22 protein-coding genes are annotated in these 23126 nt (G+C 71.3%); 11 read left to right on the top strand and 11 right to left on the bottom strand.

What is annotated here, in order from left to right:
* Positions 1 to 48: 48 nt before the first annotated feature.
* Positions 49 to 867, bottom strand: a complete 819-nt coding sequence (locus tag QSK32_RS13375; protein ID WP_083448711.1) for an SDR family oxidoreductase — start codon at positions 865 to 867, stop codon at positions 49 to 51.
* Between the two features lie 92 nt (positions 868 to 959).
* On the opposite strand from QSK32_RS13375, the gene QSK32_RS13370 reads away from it, so the two are divergent.
* Together QSK32_RS13370 and QSK32_RS13365 are read left to right on the top strand one after the other, a co-directional pair.
* The gene (locus QSK32_RS13370; protein ID WP_285472057.1) at positions 960 to 1238 is read left to right on the top strand and encodes a TetR family transcriptional regulator; all 279 of its coding nucleotides are present in this window, start codon (positions 960 to 962) and stop codon (positions 1236 to 1238) included.
* Between the two features lie 131 nt (positions 1239 to 1369).
* Positions 1370 to 1702: a hypothetical protein gene (locus QSK32_RS13365; RefSeq protein WP_157410679.1), complete on the top strand. Its 333-nt coding sequence runs from the start codon at positions 1370 to 1372 to the stop codon at positions 1700 to 1702.
* Between the two features lie 70 nt (positions 1703 to 1772).
* On the opposite strand, the gene QSK32_RS13360 is transcribed toward QSK32_RS13365, so the two are convergent.
* From QSK32_RS13360 to QSK32_RS13350, 3 genes are all read right to left on the bottom strand, one after another.
* The gene (locus QSK32_RS13360; RefSeq protein ID WP_045739789.1) at positions 1773 to 2480 is read right to left on the bottom strand and encodes a GNAT family N-acetyltransferase; all 708 of its coding nucleotides are present in this window, start codon (positions 2478 to 2480) and stop codon (positions 1773 to 1775) included.
* 234 nt (positions 2481 to 2714) lie between these two features.
* Positions 2715 to 4679, bottom strand: a complete 1965-nt coding sequence (locus tag QSK32_RS13355; protein WP_045739790.1) for an ATP-binding protein — start codon at positions 4677 to 4679, stop codon at positions 2715 to 2717.
* Positions 4680 to 4749: 70 nt separating this feature from the next.
* Positions 4750 to 6780 (bottom strand): RNA polymerase sigma factor, encoded by a 2031-nt coding sequence (locus tag QSK32_RS13350; RefSeq protein WP_157410680.1) that lies wholly within the window; start codon positions 6778 to 6780, stop codon positions 4750 to 4752.
* A gap of 192 nt (positions 6781 to 6972) precedes the next feature.
* Between QSK32_RS13350 and QSK32_RS13345 the strand changes: the two genes are divergently transcribed.
* The 3 genes from QSK32_RS13345 to QSK32_RS13335 all read left to right on the top strand — a co-directional run bounded on the left by QSK32_RS13345 (position 6973) and on the right by QSK32_RS13335 (position 8556).
* Positions 6973 to 7407, top strand: a complete 435-nt coding sequence (locus QSK32_RS13345) for an SRPBCC family protein (protein WP_045739792.1) — start codon at positions 6973 to 6975, stop codon at positions 7405 to 7407.
* Entirely contained in the window at positions 7404 to 8204 is an 801-nt protein-coding gene (locus QSK32_RS13340; RefSeq protein ID WP_045739793.1) for an SDR family NAD(P)-dependent oxidoreductase, read from the top strand. Before QSK32_RS13345 ends, QSK32_RS13340 begins: the two co-directional genes overlap by 4 nt.
* Positions 8205 to 8289: 85 nt before the next feature.
* Positions 8290 to 8556, top strand: a complete 267-nt coding sequence (locus tag QSK32_RS13335; RefSeq protein WP_157410681.1) for a hypothetical protein — start codon at positions 8290 to 8292, stop codon at positions 8554 to 8556.
* Positions 8557 to 8685: 129 nt separating this feature from the next.
* Here the strand turns inward: QSK32_RS13335 and QSK32_RS13330 are convergent, their stop codons facing one another.
* Positions 8686 to 10659, bottom strand: coding sequence for an ATP-binding protein (locus QSK32_RS13330; RefSeq protein ID WP_285472056.1), 1974 nt, complete (start codon positions 10657 to 10659; stop codon positions 8686 to 8688).
* Between the two features lie 213 nt (positions 10660 to 10872).
* On the opposite strand from QSK32_RS13330, the gene QSK32_RS13325 reads away from it, so the two are divergent.
* A complete protein-coding gene (locus tag QSK32_RS13325) occupies positions 10873 to 11343 on the top strand; it encodes an acyl-CoA thioesterase (RefSeq protein ID WP_045739796.1) in 471 nt (156 codons plus the stop codon).
* A gap of 513 nt (positions 11344 to 11856) precedes the next feature.
* Positions 11857 to 13959, top strand: a complete 2103-nt coding sequence (locus tag QSK32_RS13320) for a P-loop NTPase family protein (RefSeq protein ID WP_285472055.1) — start codon at positions 11857 to 11859, stop codon at positions 13957 to 13959.
* 111 nt (positions 13960 to 14070) lie between these two features.
* On the opposite strand, the gene QSK32_RS13315 is transcribed toward QSK32_RS13320, so the two are convergent.
* A complete protein-coding gene (locus QSK32_RS13315) occupies positions 14071 to 15603 on the bottom strand; it encodes a protein kinase domain-containing protein (protein ID WP_052720074.1) in 1533 nt (510 codons plus the stop codon).
* A 286-nt stretch (positions 15604 to 15889) separates the two neighbouring features.
* Here QSK32_RS13315 and QSK32_RS13310 point away from each other — a divergent pair, with 286 nt between their 5' ends.
* Together QSK32_RS13310 and QSK32_RS13305 are read left to right on the top strand one after the other, a co-directional pair.
* A complete protein-coding gene (locus QSK32_RS13310; RefSeq protein ID WP_285472054.1) occupies positions 15890 to 16858 on the top strand; it encodes a DMT family transporter in 969 nt (322 codons plus the stop codon).
* 30 nt (positions 16859 to 16888) lie between these two features.
* The gene (locus QSK32_RS13305) at positions 16889 to 17095 is read left to right on the top strand and encodes a hypothetical protein (protein WP_502872532.1); all 207 of its coding nucleotides are present in this window, start codon (positions 16889 to 16891) and stop codon (positions 17093 to 17095) included.
* Between the two features lie 16 nt (positions 17096 to 17111).
* Here QSK32_RS13305 and QSK32_RS13300 read toward each other — a convergent pair whose 3' ends face one another.
* Positions 17112 to 17600, bottom strand: a complete 489-nt coding sequence (locus tag QSK32_RS13300) for a VOC family protein (protein WP_045739800.1) — start codon at positions 17598 to 17600, stop codon at positions 17112 to 17114.
* Between the two features lie 173 nt (positions 17601 to 17773).
* The gene (locus QSK32_RS13295) at positions 17774 to 18277 is read right to left on the bottom strand and encodes a MarR family transcriptional regulator (RefSeq protein ID WP_285472053.1); all 504 of its coding nucleotides are present in this window, start codon (positions 18275 to 18277) and stop codon (positions 17774 to 17776) included.
* Positions 18278 to 18405: 128 nt separating this feature from the next.
* Between QSK32_RS13295 and QSK32_RS13290 the strand changes: the two genes are divergently transcribed.
* A complete protein-coding gene (locus QSK32_RS13290) occupies positions 18406 to 19650 on the top strand; it encodes an FAD-dependent monooxygenase (RefSeq protein WP_285472052.1) in 1245 nt (414 codons plus the stop codon).
* 145 nt (positions 19651 to 19795) lie between these two features.
* Here the strand turns inward: QSK32_RS13290 and QSK32_RS13280 are convergent, their stop codons facing one another.
* Together QSK32_RS13280 and QSK32_RS13275 are read right to left on the bottom strand one after the other, a co-directional pair.
* A complete protein-coding gene (locus QSK32_RS13280; RefSeq protein WP_045739802.1) occupies positions 19796 to 20347 on the bottom strand; it encodes a hypothetical protein in 552 nt (183 codons plus the stop codon).
* A complete protein-coding gene (locus QSK32_RS13275; RefSeq protein ID WP_285472051.1) occupies positions 20344 to 21972 on the bottom strand; it encodes a serine/threonine-protein kinase in 1629 nt (542 codons plus the stop codon). Before QSK32_RS13275 ends, QSK32_RS13280 begins: the two co-directional genes overlap by 4 nt.
* Before the next feature lie 46 nt (positions 21973 to 22018).
* On the opposite strand from QSK32_RS13275, the gene QSK32_RS13270 reads away from it, so the two are divergent.
* Positions 22019 to 22195 carry a hypothetical protein gene (locus QSK32_RS13270; protein WP_285472050.1) on the top strand — a complete coding sequence of 59 codons (177 nt, stop codon included), beginning with the start codon at positions 22019 to 22021 and terminating at the stop codon, positions 22193 to 22195.
* A gap of 2 nt (positions 22196 to 22197) precedes the next feature.
* On the opposite strand, the gene QSK32_RS13265 is transcribed toward QSK32_RS13270, so the two are convergent.
* Positions 22198 to 22989: an SDR family NAD(P)-dependent oxidoreductase gene (locus QSK32_RS13265; RefSeq protein WP_285472049.1), complete on the bottom strand. Its 792-nt coding sequence runs from the start codon at positions 22987 to 22989 to the stop codon at positions 22198 to 22200.
* Positions 22990 to 23126: the final 137 nt, after the last annotated feature.

Genomic DNA, 23126 nt, shown 5'->3' with positions numbered 1-23126 from the left:
CCGACCGGACGTGCTCCGGGCGAGTCCGCTGCTCGCCCGGAGCACCCGTCACGCCCGGGTGGCCAGCCCCAGGCTCCGGATCAGCAGCGAGTCCATCGTTCGCGCTGGTAACAGCCGGGAGGTGACGATGAGGGCACGGGAGCCGACCAGGTAGCGGGTTCGGGGCCGGGCCGCGGTCAAAGCCCGCTCCACGGCGGCGGCGACGCGGTCCGGGTCGCCGGCGGTGGCTTCGACCTTCCGGTTGGTCGCCAGCAACGCGTCCATGGTGGGGCCGTAGCGTTCCTCGGCGGCCCGGCCCAGAGCCGTACGGTCCGCGAGCGCCGCGGCCTCGGTGGCGTCACGGTTGCGGGACCTGAACGTGCCGGGCTCGATCACGACGACCGGGATCCGCCACGGCCGCAACTCCTGGCGCAGGGCGTCGGCGACGGCCTCCACGGCCTGCTTCGACGCGCAGTACGCCCCGTGCAGCGGGATCGTCACGCGCCCGGCGGAGGAGCTCATCATCACGATGCGCCCGTGCCCGGCCCGGATCGCGGGCAGGAAAGCCTGGGTCACCGCGACTGTCCCGACGACGTTGACGTCCAGCTGGGTCCGCAGGCGGTCGAGGGGGAGATGCTCCAGCGGGCCCACGAAGGTGACACCCGCATTGTTGACCAACCCGTCGAGGCGGCCGACGCGGGCGGACGCGTCGGCCAGCTGCGCCGGGTCGGTGACGTCCAGCAGCAGGGGGCGTACGCGGGGATGGTCCGGGGCGTCGGCGGTGCGGCGCACGCCGGCGAGCACGTCATGGCCGCGGGCGGCGAGCCGGAGAACGGTTGCCCGGCCGATGCCGCTGGAGGCCCCTGTCACGAGGTATGTCGCTGTCACGAGAAACCATGGTCACCGGTGGAGCCGTCTCTCGTGATCATGTGAGCGGATCCCGGGCCGGGTGGTGGCAGTCGCTGTCGTAGGCTTCGCGGATGCGCTGGGATGCCGAGGAGAACCGGGTCCGGATCCTGGCCGCCGCTCGCGCGGTGTTCGCCGAGGTGGGCGAGGACGCGCCGATGATCCGGGTCGCCCGCCGCGCACGGCTCTCCGTCGCCACCCTGCGCCGGCGGTTCCCCACACGCGACGACCTGACCGTCGCCGACTTCCGGCTGCTGATCGCGGGGAACAGGGGTGTGGTGGCGGCCGCGGGGACGGATCCCGCCGTCGCCTCGCGCCGCTACGTCACACACATGCTCCGTTCGTTCGCCTGAGCCGGGACGTCCCATGGGCACCGGTGGGCTCGCGGGTGGCCCTCGCCGTCGCCCAGCCTGGCAGCGGTGATGGGCCGGTGCGGTACTCGGCGAACACGATCGGTGATCGCTCCGCACCCGAAGGAGTGTTCATGAGTGACCTGTGGCGGCAACTGGATCACAGCCGTGCGATGGACGGCCGCTACACACGGATCATCAGCGACCGGCCGCACCTGGCGGGTCTGCTGACGGGCCTGCGGGACAATCATCGCGCCCACGCGGCGGAACTGGCCACGGCCATCGCTGCCGAGATCCGTGATGACAGCGATGCCGTGGTGGTGGCGGGCCTGCTGCGAGAGGAGACGGCAGGGGCGGCGGAGGCGGTCGGCGCCTGCATGTCGGCCGAGCCTCGGCATGCCGCGCTGTTCGGCAGCATCGCCGCTGCCCTCGCGACACACCGTGCGGTGTTGGAGGATCTCCCTTGATCACGGCCGAGCCATGACCGTGTGGCCGGGCCGCCCCGGCGGGCGATCCACACCGTCGTGGCCGAGGTCGTCAGGACCGCGGCGCCACCCGCGGCGAGCGGAGGGCGACGAAACGCACATGGGTGCGAACGTCGAAACCCATCGATTCGTAGAGCCGGATCGCCGCGGTGTTGCCGTCGATGACGTGCAGGAAGGGAATCTCGCCCCGGCTGCGGATGCCGTGCGCGACTGCCCGGACCAGCCGCGCCGCCAAGCCCTGTCCCCGGACCGCGGGATCGGTGCAGACCGCGCTGATCTCGGTGTACCCCGGTGGCCGGAACCGTTCACCGGCCATGGCTACCAGGCGACCGTCCCGGCGGATGCCGAGGTAGGAGCCGAGTGCGATGGTGCGGTCACGGAACGGCCCGGGCCTGGTCCGGGCGACCAGATCGAGGATGTCGGGCACGTCCGCGGGGCCGAGGGGGACCGCTTCGGGATCCGGTTCGGTCCGCATGCCGGCGCCGGTGTACTGGATGCCGTGCAGGGTGCCGGTACGGGTCCAGCCGGCGGGCGGTGCCGTCAGCCGGTCGAGGAGCAGTGTCTCCGTGCCGGGGGTGGTGAGCGCGGCCAGCCCGGCCCAGGCGGCCGGATCGCCGGTGTCGTCGAGGGCGCCGAACGGCGCGATGTCGTCCGGGTAGCGGACTGCGGATCCCGCCGTGTCGGCCAGCGCGGCGTGGGGGCCGCGAAGAGAGCTACCGACCGGGTCGTCCAGCACGGTGAAGTCGGTGATGGTGGTCAACTGTTTCCCTCCGTCGTTCGAACACCTGGCAGTCTTCGTTCGCCGGGTGCTCAGACGACAGGTCAGAAGCGGTCACCGACGGCCGGGGGCCGGTGCCGGCGTCCATCCGTGGTTCTCGACCGCGAGGTGCGGATCGAGGTGTGGTTGCCGTCTGCGCGACGGGGCGTCCGTACCTGATGAGACGGTCGTGGACGCGTACGCCGTGCGTGCCGCGGCGCGGGGCTGAGCGGGCCGTCACGGCCGCATGCCGTCCAGCTCCTGCTGCCACAGGGAACGGCAGATGCCGTCGACCGCGGCGCGGAGTCGCCGTTTGAAGGTGCTCTCGGCCACGCCGAGCCGTTCCGCCGCGACGGCGTACGGGATCCGCCTGCCGAAGTAGGCGACGCGGAGAGCCTCGTGGGTGTCGTGCAGACGCCGGTCCGCACCGAGTTCGGCGGCCGCTCGCTCGATGACCCGCCGCAGCCCGGTCACCGGGTCACCGTGTTCCGCGGCCACGACCCGGGTCCGCAGCAGCGGGCTCGCGGCGAGTCGTACCGGATCGTCGAGCACACGCAGCGCCTGGCGTACCCCTTGGGTGAATGCGTCGGCGGTGAGCACGGCGAGCGGCGGCGGCCAGGGCGCGGCACCGTCCAGCACTCGCTGGTCGAGCGTCCTGCTCCAGGTACTGACCGGCACGGTACGCCAGTCGTGGGTGTAGAGCCGCCGGCCCTGGTGGAGGCCCGGCAGTTCGGTGAAGCCGAAATAGTCCAGGAACCGGTGCCAATCCGCGGAGGCCGGGATCGCCACGTACGTGGCGGCCAGCCGGGGCGTCGTGAACAACTGCGCCGTGACCCGGAGGATTCCCAGGTCGGTGGCGGGCGACGGCTGGTAGTACCGCTGTGGCGAGACCAGGAAGCGCACCACGTTGAAACGTTCGCCGGGCCGCAGGTCGGCGGTGTCCCGTAGGTGGCGGCGGGCGTCTCCGGCCACCGGGTCGGTGTCGGACGCGTCGTCGTCGCCGTTCAGGAGCAGGCAGCCGACGAAACCGGTGAGCCGGCCCGTGACGGTGTGCCGGTGCACGTGGAACGCTTCGGGCTGCCGGTCCGACCAGAACGCGACCGCTTCGGCGCCCGCCGGTCCCTCGGCGCTGGCGGCGAGCTCCATCAGGGCGGCGCGGTCGTCCGGGTGGTACGGCTCCTCCCGCAGGCCGTCGTGCGGCCATGATCGCAGGTGGGGGCCGGAGCCCTCGGCGCGGTGATGGAGGTGGGTCAGCGCGGCCACGATCGGCAGTTCGGCGGCGCCGGTCACGGTGCGCAGCCGTCCGGTGAAGTGGCGGCGGATGCGAGCGTGCAGCTTCCGGTAGCCCTCCGGGTCGCGCCAGCGCAGGTCGTCGTCGAGGTGGCGGCGTACCGGCTCGTGCGGTACGAGCCCGTGTCGTCCGGCCTCGATGAACGGTTGCTCCCGCAGCCAGTCGAACAGCTCCTCGCCACCGTCACCGGTGACCTCGCGCAGCAGGCCGGCTGTCGTGTGGTGGGCGTGCGCGCAGACGTCCAGAGCAAGCTGATGTGCCGCGCTGGGCGCAACGCCGACGACTCGGCCGAGCAGGGTGGCAGAGGGGTCGACCGGAGGGGCACGCCGGGTCGCGAGGGCCAGGGCCAGCGGATACCCGGCGGCGTGCCGGAGCAGGCGGTGCCGTGACGCCGGTGGCACACCGTGCCGGTCGAGTATCGAGGAGGCCTCGGCGTCGGACAGCCAGGGCAGGGCGATCACCCGGAGCAGATCGGTCCACCCCGGGTCGGCCGCCCAGAGGGGGTCCGGTGGCCGACGGCAGGCGATCACCACGCGTACCTCCGCGCTCAGGTGCGGAAGGAACGTCTGCCAGAGCCATCCGGCGAGGGGATGACACAGTTCGAAGCTGTCGATCAGCAGGACGGTGCGCCGTCGCCATCCGGATGCCGCGGCCGACGCCCACAGGCCGTGGGTGGTCGGTGCGACGGTCCGGCAGTCGACCGACCTCACCGGGAAGCCCGCGGCCTCGGCGATGTCCGCGTACCGCCGCAGCAGCATCGTTTTGCCGATGCCACCGGGGCCGTGCACGTACATGACCCGGGCCGGGTCCCTGTCGTCGAGCATGGCCCGGAACCGGTCGATTTGGGCGTCCCGGCCGACGAACGACGTCCGGGCGGTCGCCCTCAGCCGTTCGGCCCATGTGTTGATCATCAGTCCCTCGATGTGCGCTGCCGCTCTGGTCGAGCGCCACCGTGCACCGGCGGACTGTTCAACGGTCAGGTCATTCGTTGTTCACTACGCCGGGTTCTCCGTGCGTAGCGGTTTCCTGTGCCCAGAGGCGGTCCGCCACCCGTTCCGTAGCGCGGGTCACATGCCGCCGGTATGTCGTCATGGGCAGCCGCAGCCGTGCCGCGGCGGCCTCCTGCGACGGCAGGTCGTCGAAGTAGGTGACGCGCAGCGCCTCGGACTCCCGGCCGAGTCGCTCGACCGCTTCGTGCAGGAGCAGGTCCAGGGCGGCGACGGGGTCGGGTTCCGGGTGCTCGGCGACCAGCCGGGTGCCCAGCAGCGGATTCTCCGAGGTGCGTTGTGGGTCACGACGCGACCGGAGGGCGTCGCGGACCGCGGTGTCGAAGCCGGACCGGGAGAGGATCGTGTAGCCGCCGGCCGGGACGCCGTCCGGATCCGGACGGCGTCCGAAGAGATCCTCGGCGCCGACCGCGGCCAGCCAGCCGGACAGCGGCCGGGACCGCCAGTCGTGGCCGTAGAGCCCGCCCTGCGGCAACGTCGCCACCGACTCGTGCTGGGAGTACGTCATCAGCTCGTCCCAGAACGACGGATCCGACCAGAGTGTGTAGGTCCAGGCCGGTGCCGCCGTGAGATAGGTTCCGACGAGACGTTGCAGCGCCAGGTCCAGGATCGCGGACGGTCGCTGGTAGTGGACCGGGTCGATGATGAACCGGGCGATCTCGATGTGTTCGCCGTCACGCAACGGTGCGGTGTGACGAGTGTGCTCCCAGGCGGCTGCCGTGACCGGGTCGGAGGCGGCGAGTCGTTCGTCGGCCGGCCCGAAGCGGAGCCGGGTGAGGAATCCGGCGGGCTCGTCGGTGTCGCAGCGGCGGTGGACGTGGAAGGCGTCCGGCTGGTGCCGCAGCCAGTGATCGACCAGTGTGACGGATTCCGGGCCTTCGGCACGGCGGGTCAGGTCGAGCAGCGCTGTTCGGTCCCCGGGGCGTACCGGCGTCTCGGTGACCTCCCCGCACCCGGTGAAACGGTAGTAGCGGCGTTTGATCCGCCCGTTACGGTGCAGGTAGTTGACGGCGTCCACCCGGTGCAGCAGCGAGCCGGGGGCCGCCGTCCGCACTTCCTGGACCAGATGTTCGAGCATCCTCCGGTGCATCGCCCGGTACTGCTCGGGATCACGCCACCGCAGATCGGTGTCGAGTACGTCGCGGATCATGTCGTGCGGCCGGAGGCCGTCACGGCCCTCCTCGATGTAGGGCTGGACCCGGAGCCAGCGGAAGATCGGCTCGGTGTCCCGGTCCGGGAGGGCGGCCCGTAAGAGCGCCTCCGTCGTTCCGCGGGCGTGTGCGCAGATGTGCAGGGCCTGCCGGTGCGCCGGTGACGGGACATCTTCGATCAGCCGGCGGAGCAGGGCCGAGGTGACGTCCTGCGACGGCTGCCAGACGCCCTCTCGCAGGGTCACCTCCGCGGCGAGGGAGAGCGCGAGCGGGTGACCGTTGGCGTAGGCGATCAACGGTGGCTGCTGTTCGGGCGGGACCCCACGGGCGCAGAGCAGCTCCGCCGATTCCGCCGGGGTGAGACCGCTGATGGACAGCACCCGTACCAGCGGGAACCAGCCGGGATCGGTCCGCCAGGCGAGATCCAGCGGGCGGCGGCCGGCCAGAACGACGACCGCCCCGTCGGGCAACCGGGGCAGGAACCGCTCTCGGAGCCAGCGTTCCAGGCCCTGACAGTGTTCGAAAGCGTCGATCAGCAGTACCGGACGGTCAGCGGTGAGCGCACCGGCGGCCTCCGCCTCGAACGCGGCGGGCCCGCCGGTGACCGCCGTCCCGTCGACCTCGATCGCGGGCCGTCCCGCAGCGGACGCCATGTCCGTGAAACGGCGCAGCAGCGCCGACTTGCCGATGCCGGCGGGACCCTCCAGATACAGCAGGACGGGAGCGCCGGGCGTTCCCGCGAGCGCCGTGCGGAACTCGTCCAACTGGGGATCGCGGCCGGTGAAGGTGGTGCTGCGGGTCTCTCTGAGCCGGTCCGCGAGACGGCGTGGCGGTGGATCGTCGGTCACGGACACGACGGCCATCGTATGCCCGTGTCGCGGGCCACCCGGCCGGTGGTCCAGGCGGGTGGACGGAGAACGGCGGGGAATCGGACGCTGATCGGCCCGGATCGGCGGTGTTCCGGTCTGGGATCGGCCGGCCCGGTCGCGAAGGCTGGACACCGCATGGCCGTGACCGGTTCGTGCACAGCAATCATGAGGAGTGACATGAGCAAGGCCTACGTCAGCGCGGTCGTCCCGGGAGAGGCCGCCGACGTCTGGGCGGTGATCCGGGACTTCGACGGACTCGCCGCCTGGCATCCGGGAATCGCGAGCAGCGAGATCACCTCGGGTCATCCGTCCGCGGTCGGGGCGGTCCGCGCCGTGAGGTTCGCCGCGACCCCGGCCGGAACCGGGGAACGGCTGACCATGCTCGACGACACCCGCCGGACGCTGGGCTACGAGGTCATCGAGCACCCGTTCCCGGTCCGCCGGATCGACGCGGTGATGCGGGTCCACCCGATCACCGACAGTGGTCACGCCTTCGTCGAGTGGTGGGCCGACCTCGACGTCGACGCCGCCGACGAACCCGGGAGCGTCGACTTCGTCATCGGCCTCTACGGCGCCGGCCTCACCGCTCTGCGCGATCGGTTCACGGCATGAGCGCCCCGGACGGCGCCACCTTCGGCGAGCCGCTGCTGGGCAGGACCGTACTGGTGACCGGCGGGGGCCGGGGGATCGGGGCGGCGATCAGCCGACGGCTGGCACGTGCCGGCGCCCGGGTCGCGTTGCTCGGCAGCGGGGCCGATCATCTCGCCCGCCTGGCCGGCGAACTCCCGCACGACCCGACCGTGATCCACATGGACCTTTCCCGGCCCGACGCCCCGGTGGCCGCGCTGCGGGAGGTGATCGCCCGGTTCGGCCGGCTCGACGTCCTGGTCAACAACGCGGGCTTCGGTACGTTCGGATCGAGTGACGAGGTCACCCCGGAGGCGTTCGACGCGTTCATGGCCGTGAATCTGCGGGCTCCGCTGCTGCTGGCCGGGCATGCCGCCCGGCACATGGCGGACAACGGTGGCGGCAGCATCGTCAACATCTCCTCCGGCATCGGGGCGACCGGTAACACCGGTTGGATCCTCTATGCCACCGCCAAGGGCGGCATCGAGGCGGCCACCCGTACCCTCACCGCGGAATGGGGCCCGCACAACGTGCGCTGCAACGCCGTGCGGCCGGCTCTGATCCGGACCTCCGACGCCTGGCCCCCGCCGGGCTGGGACGAGACGGTGCGGGACGGCTACCTGCGGGATGTTCCGTTGCGGCGCATGCAGGAAGCGGCCGACGTCGCCGAGGCGGTGCTCTTCCTGGCGAGTGACGCCGCCCGCAACGTCAGCGGCGCCTTCCTTGATGTCGACGGTGGCTGGGGTGCGGTCAAGCCGTCGGTCGTGGGCGCCGACATCTGACCCGGATCCGAGCCGGACGGGCGCCCGGCACGGTTCAGTGTCCGGACCGACACGGAAGGCGGTGACCGGCCGAAGGATGGACGCCATGATGATCACGATTGCGCTGCTGGTAGGTGTCGCCGGCGGGGGGATGCTGCTCGTCGCCCGATTTCTACGGCGGCGGACGCGGTCCGTGCCGGAGCATCCGGTGGACGTCGCGGACCTGAACGCCGAGGTGCTCAGCACAGCCGCGGGCCAGGGCGATGTCGCCGCCGTCCGGATCTACCGGCGCCGTACCGGGGCCGGTCTGCGGGAGGCCAGGGACGCGGTGGACCGGATAGTCCGGGAAAATCGTGACGTAGAGCCACATTAAGAGTGTCGCCGAATCGGTCACGGCGGCGGGTGCCGCCGTGACCGTGATACTCCTGCGCCCGACCGGCGCCGTCGGTACCCGGCGGTACGGCGCCGCACCATCGGCCCTCCTCGCCCGAGTGGCCGCCCGTCAGGACACCCCGCCCCGCCAGAGGTGCTGTGTGACCTCCTCGATGCCGCGGGCGAGGTGCCGGCGGTAGGTGCTGAACGCCATGCCCAGCCGGGCCGCGGCGGCCTTCTGCGTGGGCGTTCCGTAGAAGTACGTCGTCGCGAGCGCCCGGTGCATCCGGTCCCCGCAGGCCCGGGCGCGGAGCTCGTCGACCGCATCCATGATCTGGTCCCGCAGGAACTGTTCGGCGTCGTCGCCCTCGAGGCCGGCCGGGACGACGTGACTGGTGATCAGCGCCCCGGCACGGAACGCGCGAGGATCGGTCCAGGAACCGAGGGCTTCCCGGACCGCGGCGGCGAACTCCGGGCGGGTCAGCGCGGCAGGCGAGCCGGCAACCCGGTCGTCACGGACCGCCCGCCCGTCGATGACCCGATTGCTGATCGCCGTGATCCATGCGGGACCGGGTACGTGACGCCAGTCGTGACCGTAGAGGCACAGGACCTCGGTGCCGTACTCGATGGGGTCACCCAGACGGTCGTGCCCTGCCTCTTCCAGTGATCGTCCGAGGGGGATGGTCGCGGGCAGCACGACGAAGGACCATGCGGCCTGCCCGGCCTCGAGCCAGTTCTCGAAGGCCGCCACCCGTACCGCCGCGGCCAGTTCCGGCGACCACCGGCCGTTCGGCAGCAGGTGCAACCAGGTGACCAGGACGTGTCCACCGTCCTCCGGCATGCGGTCGGCGATACTCCGCCAGAGGCTCGTGGTGACCGGATCGTCGCCGCCGGCCGCCTCGTCGGGGGTGTGCCGCCGCCGGGTCACGCTGATCGCGGCCACCTCACCGGTACCGGTGTGGCGGAACATGCGTACCTGCGCGTCCGCCGTGACTTCCGAACCGGCGGGCAGCCCGTCGAGCAGAGGGCGATCCCGGGGGTGTGGTGTGCCGGCGAGGTACTCACCGGCGTCCTCATCCCCGGTGTCCGGCAGGTCCCGGTACAACAGCCACGACAGGCCCCGCGCGGTGTGTGCGGCATCGCCGTCGGTCTCCCGGCGGGCGTGGAACAGATGCTGAACCAGGGCGTGCCGTATCTCGGCGTGCCTCTGCGGGTTCCTCCAACGGAACTCCCGGTCCAGCACGGTTCGTGCCGTCCGCATCGGGCGCAGCCCGCCGGGTGCCGCCTCGATGGCCGGGTGGCGGCGCAGCCATGCGTAGAGACCGGGTGCCTGGTCTCCGGCGACCGAACGGAGCAGGGCTTCCGTGGTGACCAGGGCGCAGGCACTCACCGCCAGGGACAGCGCGTGTGCCGCCGACGGCACCGGGCCGGTCAGGCGCCGGGCCAGCGTGGTGACCAGTTCGGGGCCCGGTTCCCAGGAGTACGGGTCGGCGGCCTGCCGGGTGGCGGCCGCGCCCAGAGCGAGGGCCAGGGGATTCCCGCCGGCGAACGCCAGCAGAACGGCCCGGGCCGGGCCGGGTACGTGCCGGCGGCGAAGCAGTTCGGCTGCCTCCCGCACTCCGAGGTCGTTGAGCTCGATCACGGGTATCGGGTCCGGCCACGATCGAGCACACCACTGCGTTCCGGGTGGTTGCCGGGCCGCGACGACGATGACCGTTCCCGGGCCGAGCGTGGGGAGGAGCCGGCCGGTCAGCCAGTTCATCATGGCCGGTGACTGCTCCAGCGCATCGATGAACAGGACGTCCGCGTCGGACGCCACATGAGCGCGTGCCCCGGGAACCGGCGGTGGCCCCCCGATCAGGGTGCCGTCGAGGTGGACGACGCTGCGTCCCTGCTCCCGTGCCTCGTCGGCGAACCGGTGGAGCAGGGCTGATTTACCGGTTCCGCTGCGGCCGTGCACGTAGAGCAGGCAGGGCGGGCCGGATCGGTTCGCCAGAGCGGCCCGGAAGATTCGCAGCTCGGCCTCCCGGCCGACGAAGGCGCGGCGACGGGCGTCGCGGATCCGCTCCTCCAGGGTGTGGGGTACGCCAACGCTGGTACGCATGATCTGCAGGCTCCCGACGTCGCTCATCCGGTGTGGTGGACACCGTCATCGTGGGCGCGTCGTCTGCTCGTTTCCCAGGCCATCGTCTGTTCACCCGGATCGCGGCAAGGGGCGCCGTGAGGCCCGGGATGAACACGTCTGGGCCGGTATTCGAGCCATGCCGGACCGCATGATCATCGCTGCGACACGTCAGCCGTGAGGAGAGGAAGTCCCGTGACAGCAGCCGTTGACGAAACTGAGCCCGAGGTGGCGTTCGGCCACCTGTCGGTGTGCCGGGTGCGGATCGATGATCTCGACCCGTTCGGGGTCATGCACAACAGCCGTTACGCCCTGGTCGTCGAGCGGGCGATCGAGGACTACTGGGCAGACCGCGGTTACGCCTTCGTGGGCACCGAGGCGACCAAGCCCGACGTCTACCAGTTCGCCCGCGAGATGACCGTCGGGTACCTCCAGCCGGTGCGTGGTGCCGGCGACCTCGTGTGCCATTTCTGGCTGGAGAAGATGGGCAGGACCAGCGCCGAGTACGGCTTCCGGATGCTCTCCCCGGATCGGGAGACGACCTATGCCGAGGGCTCACGGGTGGTGGTCCGGATCGACCCGGCGACCGGTCGTCCCACCTCCTGGACGCAGGAGGGCAGGGACATGGCCGCCGCGTTGATCCGTCCCGTGGATGCCGGTCTCTGAGACCGGTGCCGGCGGGGCGGCCGGCGGCACGCTCGCCGGCCGGGTCGGCTCGCGTGAGCAACGGTGGCCTGCGAAGTGAGCACCGCCGTCCGGCACTCTGCATCTCGACCGTGGCGGCGAGCGGACGCTCATGTCATCTCGTCGCCACGCCGGGGTCAGGGCCCGGGTCGTCGTCCTCCCCAGGGCCGGCCCGGGCCCGTCGTCATTTGTGGGGACAGGACACCACCCCGCTGACTGCCACGATGTCCTCGGACTCGACCGCGCACCCGCGGCCGGAGACGGTTCACCGTTTGACCCTCACCCCAGCACGGTGTCGGGGCTGTGGTGACATTCCGGAGTTGATCCCACAGTCGGCGATGACCGTTCGTGACGGGGAAGCCATGGTGGCATTGATCATTAAAACTGGTCTGTTAGCCCGGAAGGCCTACGATCACTCGCGCATCAGATGTTGATGTGACGCAATGTGATCGTCTTATGAACACACAATGAGATACCAGGCGGAGGTGCCGTGACATGATCACGTCGACATCCACGCTGCTGCGAGACCAGCGCCAGACCCAGCGCCAGGTCCACGTCGGCCGTACCCCAGAGATGACCCTGTTCGGACGGATGCTGGCGGGTGACCCGCAGGCGCCGTCCGTTCTGCTCGTGCACGGCCCCGGCGGGGTGGGGAAATCCGCGCTGCTGACCCGGATGGCCGAGGAGGCCCGGGACGCTGACCGGACGGTGCTGCGACTCGACGGCCGCACGACCGTCTCGGCGCACCGGTTCGAGGCGGCGGCGCACACCGTCAGACACGACGAGCGCGCCGTCATCCTGCTCGACTGCTTCCAGGCGGGCGAAAACTGGGAGAACTGGCTGGCCGAGAGCTTCCTTCCGGGCCTGCCGATGGGCGCACTCGTCGTGATCGCCGGCCGTCGTCGCCCGTCCGGAGACTGGCGACTCGATCCCGGCTGGTCGCAGATGGCGGCGGAGGTCGCGCTCCGCGAGCTGACCACCGTCGAGAGCCGGCAACTCCTGCAACCGTTCCAGCTTTCCGCACATCACGGGGACGCCGTTCTGCGGTTCGCCGCGGGGCATCCGCTGGCCCTCGTCGCGGCGGCCATGGACGCGGCCCGGAAACCTCACGCCGACCCGTGGGAGCCGGGACCAGGCCTGTTGGACATGCTTCAGCGGCGTGTCCTCGGCGACGTACCGTCCGAGGAGCATCGTGCCGCGCTGCGGATCGGCGCACAGGTCCACAGCATCACGCAGGAACTGCTCGGGGCCGTGCTCCCGGGCCGGGCCGACCAGTTGTTCGTCTGGCTACGCGACCGGCCCTACATCGACCGGAGCCCGACCGGACTCCACCTTCGGCAGGTGGTCCGGGAGATCCTCGTCGCGCACTGGGCACACCGCGATCCGGAATCGTTGCGGGCGGCCCGAAGCCGGGTGGGTTCCTTCCTCGTCCACAAGGTCCGCGACGCCGCCGAGGTCGCCGTCATGCCCGCGGTGGCGGAGCTCGACCACCTGGGACGCGGCGCCGGACGGCCCGGCTACCCGCGGGGAAAGGTCGTCGACGAGGCGATGGAGCCGGCGGACCGGGCGGTGATCCTGGACCTGGCGGAACAGGCCGAAGGCGCCGAGTCCGCTGCCGTCGTGCGATTCTGGCTCGATCGGCGACCGGAGGCCTTCCGGGTCTACCGGAGCTCGCCCGACGCGCCCCCGCACGCCTTCATGGCCTGGTTGCGGCTGGCGGCGCCGGACCCGGTGGAGTCACGGGCGGATCCCGTCGTCGCCGAGGCTTGGCGGCATTGCCGTTCGGTGGGCCCGCTGCGTCATGGCGAGTACATCGGGATCTGCCGGTTCAGCGTCGATCCCCTCACCTACCAGCGCCCCTCCCCGACCCGTGAGCTCATCGGGATGCGGGTCGCCGCCCACTGGTACCGGGAGAGCCCGCTGCGGTGGTCCTTCGTCTCGGTGGCGGACATCGGCGACTGCCGTCCGGACGCCGGCGGCGTCGAGCACCGTCCGATTCGGGCCCGGCCGCGCGTCGGTGACCGTACCCATGCCCTGCTCGCCCGGGAACGGAACGACCAGGCCGGGGAACCGGACCAGGCCGGGGAACCGGACCAGGCCGGGGAACCGGATCGGGCCGGGGAACCGGATCGGGCCGGCGGCGGGAATCCCGGTGCCGGCCTGATCGTGCTGACCCGTCCGGAGTTCGACGCCGCCATCCGTGCGGCTCTGCATGCCTGGCGGCGGCCGACCACTCTGGCCGCCAACCCGCTGCTGCAGACCCGTCTGATCGTGGATGCCGGGGAACCCGACCGGGCCGGAGTTCTCCGGAGCCTTCTTCAGGACGCGATCGAGTCCGTCGGGGAACTGTCCCGGTACACGAAGGCGTATCACGCGCTGACCGTCACGTACCTCAAGGGCGCGCCGACGCAGAGGGTCGCCGCCGCGGCGCTGCGCCTGCCGCTGAGCACCTACCGACGTCACCTGCGGACCGGGCTCGCCGCGGTGTGTGAGGTGTTGTGGGCACGTGAGTTGTGGGGAGGCACGGTCACGCGGCCGGAGCGGTCCCCGGCGCGTTCCCGCCCGGTACCCGGGACGCCTTCCTCGCCGCCGCTCTGACGTGCTCGCCGTCGTCACCATGGTGACGACGGCGGTCCGGCGCCGGGCCGTACCCGCGGACCGGCGGCGGGAGGAGACGATCGGCCGCGATCGCCTCCTCCCGCCGCCGGATCAGAAGACCTTCAGCTCGTACACGGAATAGCCGTAGTCGCCGGCACGCCGGGTGCCGGAGACCCTGACGTAGCGACCGGTCAGATCGTCGACGGTGATGGTGACGTTCCCGCCCTGTCCCGAGGAGGTGCTGTGCACGGTGGTCCAGGTGGCCGCGTCCTCGGAGACCTCGACGCGATAGGCGACGGCGTACGCCCGTTCCCAATCGATCTCGATTCGCCGGATCCGCCATCGTCGGCCGAGGTCCACCTGTAGCCATTGCGGGTCGCTGAAAGCGCTGCCCCACCGGGTCTCCGGATCACCGTCGACGGCCTGCCCGGCGGACCAGCGGTCGCCTTCGGCACTCGACGCCGTAGCCGTCGTCCCGAGCGCGAGGTTGCGCCCGGACGGGTTGGCGGAACCGTCCGGAGCCGAGGAGGCGGGTTCGGTCCGGGGCGTGGCCGGTGCCGCCGACCCCGTGCCGGCCGACGGCGACGGCGTGCGCTTTCGCACCCGTGCGGGGGCGGATGACCCGGCCTCGGATCGCGTCGCACCGGCCGGTGCCGAACCGGTGGGCGCGACGCTCGCCGAACTGCCGGGCGGCGCCGCACGTTGCTGGGCGTTGCCCTCCCCGTTGGCCACGATCGTCGCGCCGATCAGCCCGGCGACCGTCAACAGACCCGCGGCGGCGACCGCGGCGGGCCGGGCATGGCCGCCCCGGCGCGGCCTTGCCGGTTGTCCGGAGATCTTGGGGGTACGCGGCCGCGCGGTCGCGACAGAGCCGGCCGCATGCCCGTTCACCATCATGGCGAGCAGTTCCGGAGCGGTGGGCCGGTCGGCGGGGTCCTTCGCCAGGGCATGCAGCACCGGTTCGCGCAGGAACTCGGCGATGCCGTCGACTCGTGGTGGCCGCGACAGGATGCGGGCCACCGTCGCCTGCGGTGATTCGCCCCGAAAGGGGGTCCGCCCGGTGGCCGCGTACGTCACGAGGCAGCCCCAGGCGAACACGTCGGCTGCCGCGGTGACGGCCGAGGCCGGGTCGTCGGAGAAGAGCTCCGGTGCCATGTAGGTGATGGTGCCGACCATCATGTCGGTGCGCGTGTGCCGGCTGGTCGCCTCGAAGGGCCGCGCGATGCCGAAGTCGATCACCTTGGGCCCGCCGAGTGCCAGCAGCACGTTGCCGGGCTTGAGATCCCGGTGGATGATACCCACGCTGTGGATGCCGGTCAGAGCCGTCGCGGTCCCCACCGCCAGCGAACGCAGCGCGGCGTGCTCCAACGGCCCCTGCCTCGCGACGACCTGCGCCAGGCTGGGCCCGTCGACGTACTCGACGACCAGATAGGGCGGATCGTGGTCGAGGTCTGCGCCGAGAAAGCGCGCGGTGCAGAAGGCCGGCGCCTGCCGGGCCCGTTGCACCTCGCCACGGAAACGTCCCCGGAACTCGGCGTCACTCGCGAGGTGGGAATGGATGAGCTTGACCGCCACCCGCTCCCCGTCCCGGGACCGGGCCAGATAGACCACTCCCATGCCGCCTTCACCGAGCCGGCCGACCATCCGGTACCCCCCGAGCCACGCGGGATCGGATCTACGGAGTGGACTCACGCGACCTGCGGTGTCCACAGCGCTTCTCCTGATCTGTCGTGGGGCCGAGCCGCCGTGCGGAACGAATCGCCCGTCATTCTGATGCTCCCGGCTGTCCAGTCACCGGCTCACCGGTGCTCATCACGTGCTCGCGAACGACGATCGGGAGCCGCTGCCAGAAGGGTCACCGGGCCCGCACCCGGCGAGGTGAGCAGCGCTGACATCGCGAGTGAATAGCCGTCCTTCCTAACTTGCAGTGGTGAAATCTCGTTCCAGGGACTACCCGGGTTCAGGGGCGGTCCTGCTGGCGGCCGTCCTGTGGGGAACCATCGGCCCGGCGCAGCTGTTCGCCGGAAGCCATCTCGGCACGGCCGCGCTGGCCGGATGGCGACAGCTCGTCGGCGGACTCGCGCTCGCCGCGGTGTGTCTCCTCCGGCGGCCCGGGCGTCGCCGGTCGCTTCGTGGCGCTCCGTGGCAGGTGATCGGTGCGGCGGGCGTCATCGGTGTCGTCTATCAATACTTCTTCATGTCGTCGGTGACGCACAGCGGTGCGGCTCTCGGCACGCTCCTCGCCGTAGCGTTCATCCCCCTCTTCGCCGGGGTGTTCGACTGGGTGCTCCACGGCCGGCGGCCGGGCCGGACCTGGCTGATCGGCTCCCTGACGGCGACCGTCGGCTGCGGTGTGCTGCTGGCCCCGGCCAGTGGCACCGCTCCGGACCTCATCGGCCTAGCCTGGGGACTGCTGGCGGGTGCGACCTTTGCCGGCTACACCGTCACCGCGCAGCGGATGGCGTCGTCGTCCACATCCCTGCTGCCGGCCACCGCCGTCAGCATGCTGGTGGGCGCGGTCTGTGCGTTCCCCTGGATCGTGGGGGAGGGCGGCACCGTTCTCCAGCCGCACACGGCAGCGCTGGTGGCCTGGCTCGGCTTGGCCGCGACGGCGTTGCCCTACGCGCTTTACGCCCGAGGGCTGCGCAGCGTCAGCGCCGGCGTCGCGGGAGTCCTCGCCCTCGCCGAGCCGGTGACCGCGGCGGCCCTGAGTGCGGTGCTCAACGGCGAGCGCCTGTCGCCTGTTCAACTGGCCGGCTGCGGCTGCGTCCTCGCCGGTCTTCTCGTGGTCGTGTCCCGGCCCCGCCGCACTGGTGCCGTCGCGCCCGGAACGGCCCGCTCCGTCACAGACCGTTCCGAGTCGATGGACACACCTGAGGAACGGGTGGGGAGCCGGTGATCACCCGGCCGATTGTCCGCCGCACTGGACGTGACGGATCCGGAGCCGCCGCCGGCCGGTCACCCTCTGCGGACGGCGCCGAACGTACCGATCACCCCGCATGTCGGTGCGTTCACCGAGAGCATGCGGCAGCGGATCTACCGGCTGGCATCGGCGCAGGCTCACCGATACTTCTCCGGGGTGCCACTGGTCGATCAGATCCGGCGATGGCACCGTGCCCGCTACGGTCCGCCGTAGCGGGCACCGCAACGGATCACCCCAGCTTGCCGGTACGGATCCATTCCTCGGTGTAAGCACGTGTCACGACGTCCGCGTACTCGATCCGGGTGCCCAGAATCGGGTCCGGCGCCGTGATGACCGCGATCGGCAGCGCGTCCGGCGCCGTGCGGATGATCGACTCCAATCGGATCCCCTGCTCGGCGAGGATCGCCAGTCGTCGCTCCATGTCCTCTTCCCAGCAGCCGTAGTACAGGATCTGCCCCATGTTCCGCCGGCTGAAGATGCCGTCGCCGACCGCCTCGATCAGCTCGAAATAGGGTTCACGGGTCTGCGACATCGCCTGCCGCTGCTGGAAGTTCGTGAAGACCCTGCCGCCGTCCTCCAGATGGGGGCTCGTCGTGACGCTCGGTTCGGTGAACGTGATCCCGAAGACCTCGCTGTAGCGTTCGATGGCCGCCTCGATGTCCGGGACGACCACACCCACGTGGTAGTACGACTCGGGGAGATGCGCGGTGGTGATCATGATTGCCTTTCGCTCGGCTACGAGCGCCACCGTGTGCCGACAGGGTGTCCAGCGGCCAGGTCACCGGTGTTCGTGTGGCCGGCTGTGCCGCCATTCGCGTGGTTCCGGCCGCACATCAGTCCACTGCCCCGGCACCACCGTCGTCACGGCGATGAACCTTGCGGCCCGTGATGTCAAGGGCGCGGAGTGATGAATCGGCCCTGTTCGTGGGCGTAATCGCCCATCGTGGTGCAGACGTCGGTGAGGAAGTGTTCGACCTGGGCCAGCAGCTCGGGTGGGTATCTGCTCATCATCGTGCCCAGGCGGTCGACGAGCGGGGCGAAGAAGGCGTCGACCGTGGCCTCGACGCCGTCGGTGGAGCGCAGCGTGACGGCCCGGCGGTCGGTGGTGTCGCGGGTGCGGGTCACGTGGCCGGCGTTCTCGAGCCGGTTGAGCAGGGCTGATGTGGCGCCCGGCGTCAAACCGATGCGGTGACTCAACCCGACCTGCGTCAGCGGGGTGCCCTGGTCCTGCGCGGAGAGGATCTCGACCAGCGCGGCGGCGTCGGTGGTGTGCAGGCCCATCCGTGTGCCCAACTGGCGGCCCAGGTCGCCGTGGAGGGTCGCGTGTGTCCGCAACGCCGTCAGTAGCCGATCCCGCTGGTCGTCGGCTTCGGCCACGGGGAGCCCTTCGGCCACGGGGAGCCCTCCTCTGTCTCGGTGCCGGATGCGCCACGAATAGTATCATCGCAGAATGGTTTCACGGTGATACAGTATCGCGGTATAACTAATGGGCTCGCTCCACCACTCCGACGGAGGGAACCTCCATGGGACACCGGCCGACCGTCCTCATCGCCGGCGCGAGTATCGCCGGGCCCGCCCTGGCCTACTGGCTGGACCGGTACGGATGGGCCACCACCGTGGTCGAACGCGCGCCCGAGTTCCGCACCGGCGGCCAGAACATCGACGTTCGCGGCGCGGCACGGGAGGTGCTGCGCCGTGCCGGCCTCGAGGACGCGGTCCGGGACGCGACCACCGGCGAACGCGGGACCCGGTTCTTCAGCGAGCACGGCAAGTTGATCGCCGAGTTCCCCGTCCAACGATCCGCCACGGCGGGCGCCACCGCCGAGGTCGAGGTGCTGCGCGGCGACCTCGCCCGGATCCTGGTCGACAAGACCGCGGGGCGGACCGGCTATCGCTACGGCGACGAGATCACCGCGCTCACCGACACCGGCTCCGCGGTCGAGGTGACCTTCGCCGGCGGCCGGCAGGAGGGTTTCGACCTGGTCGTCGCCGCGGACGGCCTGCGCTCCTCGACCCGGCGACTCCTCCTCGATCCGGCCGACGTCGCGGTCCGGCCGCTCGGCATGGAGATGACGTACCTGACGATCGCCCGCCAGGACGACGACACCGACTGGTGGAACTGGTACAACGCCCCCGGCGGCCTCGGCGTCACCCTGCGCCCCGACCGGCACGGCACGACCCGCGCCGTCCTCTCCGCGATCCTCTACGACCGTGCCGGCGCCGCGGACTGGGGCCGGCGCCGCACCGCATCGGAGCAGAAGGACCGGCTGCGCCGGCAGTTCCACGGCGTCGCGGGGCCGGCACGCAGGATCCTCGACGCGCTCGACGACGCCGGCGACATGTACTTCGAGTCCCTCGCCCAGATCCGGGCGACCCGCTGGTCCCGGGGCCGCGTCGCGCTTCTCGGCGACGCCGCCTGGTGCGCCGCCCCCGTCAGCGGGATGGGCACCACCCTGTCGATCGTCGGCGCCTACGTCCTCGCCGGTGAGATCGCCCGCCACGCCGACCATCGTCAGGCCTTTGCGGGGTACGAGCGGATCATGCGCCCCTTCGTCGACCGGGCCCAGCAGCTCCCGCCCGGGGTGCCCCGGATCGCCAACCCGCGCACTCCGGCCGGCCTCGCCGTCTTCCACGCGGGGCTCCGCCTCGCCGCGACGCCGCTGGCCTCCCGGATCGGCGCACGCCTCGTCGACCCGCCCGCGGACCGGATCGACCTGCCCGACTACGCCGACCTCGATCAGCGACAGGACGGGCTGGACCGCATCTGACAAGCGGTCGTTCCGGTGCTGTCCTCGGGCGGGATGCGGGCGGCGACCCGGCGTACCCACGCCTCGGGGCTATCGGCCTGCGAGACCGTGGGCCAGTGTTGCCAGGCCCGGCGTACGCCTCGGCCACGGCACTGTGTGACGGTAGTCACTCCTCGTAGTAGCCGGGGAAGTAGACCTGGGCGAAGTGCACCGCCTGCCCGCCCCGGGTCGTCAGGAGGACGGTGTCGTCGTTTCCCGTCAGCCATTTCCGGAACTCCGTCGCGGTCGCCTTGCAGGTGGCGGCCACCAGGTCGGTGTCGGTGCACTTGCGCCAGTCGTCCGGGTCGATCAGGGCGTACGTGGCGTCGTCGGCGCGGGGCAGGGTGATCCGGGCGTCGCTGAACTCGATGCCGAACGGCGCCAGGCACTGCTTGTCGTCCGCCGGGATTCCGAACGCCTTACAGAACTCCGGCTTCTTGAGGAAGATGACCGGTTCCACCACGACCGAGCGGTTCCTGCCGGCGGTGAACGCGCGGATCCGCACGATCGAGGTCGTGTCGCCGACGCGTACATCGGTGAAGGTCGGTGTGGTGTCCGGGGTGGCGGACGGCGGCGCCGCCGAGGACGGCGCCGGCGACGACGGGGGCGTGCTGGTGGAACTGCACGCCGCCAGTGTCGCCAGCAGCAGGGACAGCGGCAGCAGGACCCGGGTTCTCACAGTTCTCGGATCTCCACATCCTGGAAGGTGACGTTGCCTTCGGTGGTCTCGGAGTAGGGCTCCTGGCCCATGCTGAGCCACACCTGACCGCTCTGGCGGCTGCGTGCGGGCAGCTTCCCGTCGAGGAGCGGGGCGTCGTCGACCGACACGGTTACCGCCTTGTCCTCGACCGTGATCTGCACGCGGTGGCCGGCCTTGTCGGCGAGGACCTCGGTCGGCGCCTCGGCGAGTGTCGTGCGGGAGTCCTCCTGCTGGTCCCACACCTCGGCCTTGGCGGCGCAGAGGTCGACGGCGAACTCGCCGCTCTCGGTGACGCCGTCCGAACCCCAGAACCAGATGACCGCGCAGCTGGTGGGCGTTCGCAGCGCGACGGTGACGGCGATGGCGTGATCGCCGGTGATCTTGTCGTCGGGGCCGTCGCAGGAGACGAACTCGGCCGGGAACTCCTCGTTCCCGCTGCGGGCGACCAGCCGGCCGTCGGCGAACTCGCAGATGCCGTTCTCGTTCGACTCGTGCCATTGGCCATCGCGTTCCAGCGGGTCACTGATCAGCAAGCCTTCACCGATCGGGGACGACGGGGGCAGTGCGGCGGCCGAGGGCGCGGCCGACGTGCCGGGCAGCGTGGCCGTGTCCCCGTCGAGAGCCGCGAGCCGCAAGCCGCCGATCGCCCCGAGCAGGGCGAGGACGGCGACCCCGGCGGCGGCGACCGCCACACGCCGGCCTCGGCGGCGCCTGCGGATGCCGCCCCGCCGGGCCGCCTGCGCGGCCCGGCGCAACTCCGGGCTGCCGGCCAGGTTGCCGACACTGTGCGAGCCGGTGTCCAGGAGGAGTTCCAGCAGCGCCGCCGCGGTCGGGCGGCGTGCCGGGTCCTTGTCCAGCGACCGGCTGACGATCTCGCGCAGCGGCGACGTGAGCCCACCGAGATCCGGCGGCTGCGTCAGGATCCGTGCCGCGGTCGCCGCCGGCGAATCGGACTGGAACGGGGTCCGGCCGGTCGCCGCGTACGCGACGACGACACCCCAGGCGAACACGTCCGCCGCGGGCCCGACACCGCGGGCATCCGCCTCGAACCTCTCCGGCGCCATGTACGCCAGAGTGCCCACCATCTGATCGGTCCGGGTGTGGTTGCTCGTCGACTCGAAGGCCCGCGCGATGCCGAAGTCGATCACTTTCGGCGTGCCCAGCGAGAACAGCACGTTGCGGGGCTTGAGATCCCGGTGGATGACACCGGCCCCGTGGATCGCGGTCAGCGCGGTCGCCACCCCGATCGCGACGCTGTAGAGCTCGCCGCCGCTCAACGGGCCGCGTCCGGCGACGACCTCGGCGAGATCCGGGCCGTCGACGAACTCGACCACCAGGTAGGGGATGGCGCCCTCCGGGTCGGCGTCGAGCACCGCGGCCGTACAGAAGGAGGGAACCTGACGGGCCCGGTTGACCTCGCTGCGGAACCGGCCCCGGAACTCGGGATGGCTGGCCATGTCGGCGCGGATCGCCTTGACCGCGACCGGCCCGTCCGGCCCCTGTCCCAGGTAGACGGCACCCATGCCGCCTTCGCCGAGTCGTCCGAGCAGGCGATATCCGCCCAGCTCGGTGGGATCGGACGATCGAAGAGGCTCGGTCGGCATGGCAGGAAGGCTACCGACTTCGAAAAGCGAACTTCGATCGCCGTCAGTGCCCGGCCATGTCTCCGGAGAGGCTCTCGGCCCGGCGCTGTGGCGAGGCGGCAGCGCCATCACGGCCCGGCGTGCCGAGGTGCTGCCGCGCACCGTCGAGAAGGTCGCATACCGGATCTTCCGGCGGTACCGGCCGCACGCGGTCGCCTTTGCGGTGCGCTCGGGCATCGTCTGAGGTCACAGCAGTGTGGTCAGGACACCTCCGTCGACGCGGACGGCCGTCCCGTTGACGGCGGAGGCGACGGGGCTGGCGAGGAAGGTCACCGCGGCGGCGATCTCGGCCGGTTCGATGAAGCGGCCCAGCAGGGACGTCTCGTTGGCGCCGATGATCGCGGCTTTCATCTGCTCCTCGGGGAGCGCCTGGGCCTGGGCCAGCGACCGGACCGTCTGGGCCACGCCGTCGGAGTAGGTCGGGCCGCCGAGCACCGAGTTGACGGTCACGGCGGTGCCCTTCGTGAGTTTCGCCAGGCCGTTGCAGACCGCGAGCATCGCCGTCTTGGAGGTGCCGTAGTGGATCATGTTGGCCGGGATGTTGACGCCCGACTCGCTGCTGACGAAGACGATCCGGCCCCAGCCCCGGTCGAGCATCGCCGGCAGGAGCCGGCGGGCGAGCCGGACTCCGCCGAGCACGTTGACCTCGAAGTACAGCCGCCAGTCGTCGTCGGTGACGAGCTCGAAGGGCTTGAGCTCGAAGAGGCCGACGTTGTTGATCAGGATGTCGACGTCCGGGAGCCGGCCGCACAGCCGGTCGACGTCGGCGGCGACCGAGAAGTCGGCGGGCAGGCCGCTGACGGAGGCGCCGGGCACCTCCTGGCGCAGCTCCTCGACGGCCTTCTCCAGTTTCGCCGGGTCGCGGCCGTTGAGGATCACGCCGGCGCCCTCACCGGCCAGGGTCCGGGCCGTGGCGTAACCGATGCCCTGGCTGGATCCGCTGATGAAGGCGGTCTTCCCGGCGAGCTTCAGGTCCATGTGTTCCTCCTCGGTGATGGCCGCTGTCCGTCAGCGGCAGACTCGATGCTGCCTGCGCCCGATGAGCATCCGATGAGTGAACCGGTCGCGGGTCCCGGTACGCGGAGAACGTCGCGGGAACCGGGCGGAACGCGGCC

The sequence above is a fragment of the Actinoplanes sp. NBRC 101535 genome (assembly GCF_030269225.1).
Taxonomy (GTDB): Bacteria; Actinomycetota; Actinomycetes; order Mycobacteriales; family Micromonosporaceae; genus Actinoplanes; species Actinoplanes rectilineatus.
This window is presented reverse-complemented; position numbering and strand designations above follow the sequence as displayed.

What these genes read in the sequence shown, in the direction of transcription:
- QSK32_RS13275 (WP_285472051.1), bottom strand. Translation starts at nt 21,972, where the DNA reads ATGCCGACCGAGCCTCTTCGATCGTCCGATCCCACCGAGCTGGGCGGA.
- QSK32_RS13335 (WP_157410681.1), top strand. Translation starts at nt 8,290, where the DNA reads ATGATGATCACGATTGCGCTGCTGGTAGGTGTCGCCGGCGGGGGGATG.
- QSK32_RS13320 (WP_285472055.1), top strand. Translation starts at nt 11,857, where the DNA reads ATGATCACGTCGACATCCACGCTGCTGCGAGACCAGCGCCAGACCCAG.
- QSK32_RS13370 (WP_285472057.1), top strand. Translation starts at nt 960, where the DNA reads ATGCGCTGGGATGCCGAGGAGAACCGGGTCCGGATCCTGGCCGCCGCT.
- QSK32_RS13340 (WP_045739793.1), top strand. Translation starts at nt 7,404, where the DNA reads ATGAGCGCCCCGGACGGCGCCACCTTCGGCGAGCCGCTGCTGGGCAGG.
- QSK32_RS13365 (WP_157410679.1), top strand. Translation starts at nt 1,370, where the DNA reads ATGAGTGACCTGTGGCGGCAACTGGATCACAGCCGTGCGATGGACGGC.
- QSK32_RS13300 (WP_045739800.1), bottom strand. Translation starts at nt 17,600, where the DNA reads ATGATCACCACCGCGCATCTCCCCGAGTCGTACTACCACGTGGGTGTG.
- QSK32_RS13290 (WP_285472052.1), top strand. Translation starts at nt 18,406, where the DNA reads ATGGGACACCGGCCGACCGTCCTCATCGCCGGCGCGAGTATCGCCGGG.
- QSK32_RS13355 (WP_045739790.1), bottom strand. Translation starts at nt 4,679, where the DNA reads ATGATCAACACATGGGCCGAACGGCTGAGGGCGACCGCCCGGACGTCG.
- QSK32_RS13345 (WP_045739792.1), top strand. Translation starts at nt 6,973, where the DNA reads ATGAGCAAGGCCTACGTCAGCGCGGTCGTCCCGGGAGAGGCCGCCGAC.
- QSK32_RS13315 (WP_052720074.1), bottom strand. Translation starts at nt 15,603, where the DNA reads ATGGTCGGCCGGCTCGGTGAAGGCGGCATGGGAGTGGTCTATCTGGCC.
- QSK32_RS13330 (WP_285472056.1), bottom strand. Translation starts at nt 10,659, where the DNA reads ATGCGTACCAGCGTTGGCGTACCCCACACCCTGGAGGAGCGGATCCGC.
- QSK32_RS13265 (WP_285472049.1), bottom strand. Translation starts at nt 22,989, where the DNA reads ATGGACCTGAAGCTCGCCGGGAAGACCGCCTTCATCAGCGGATCCAGC.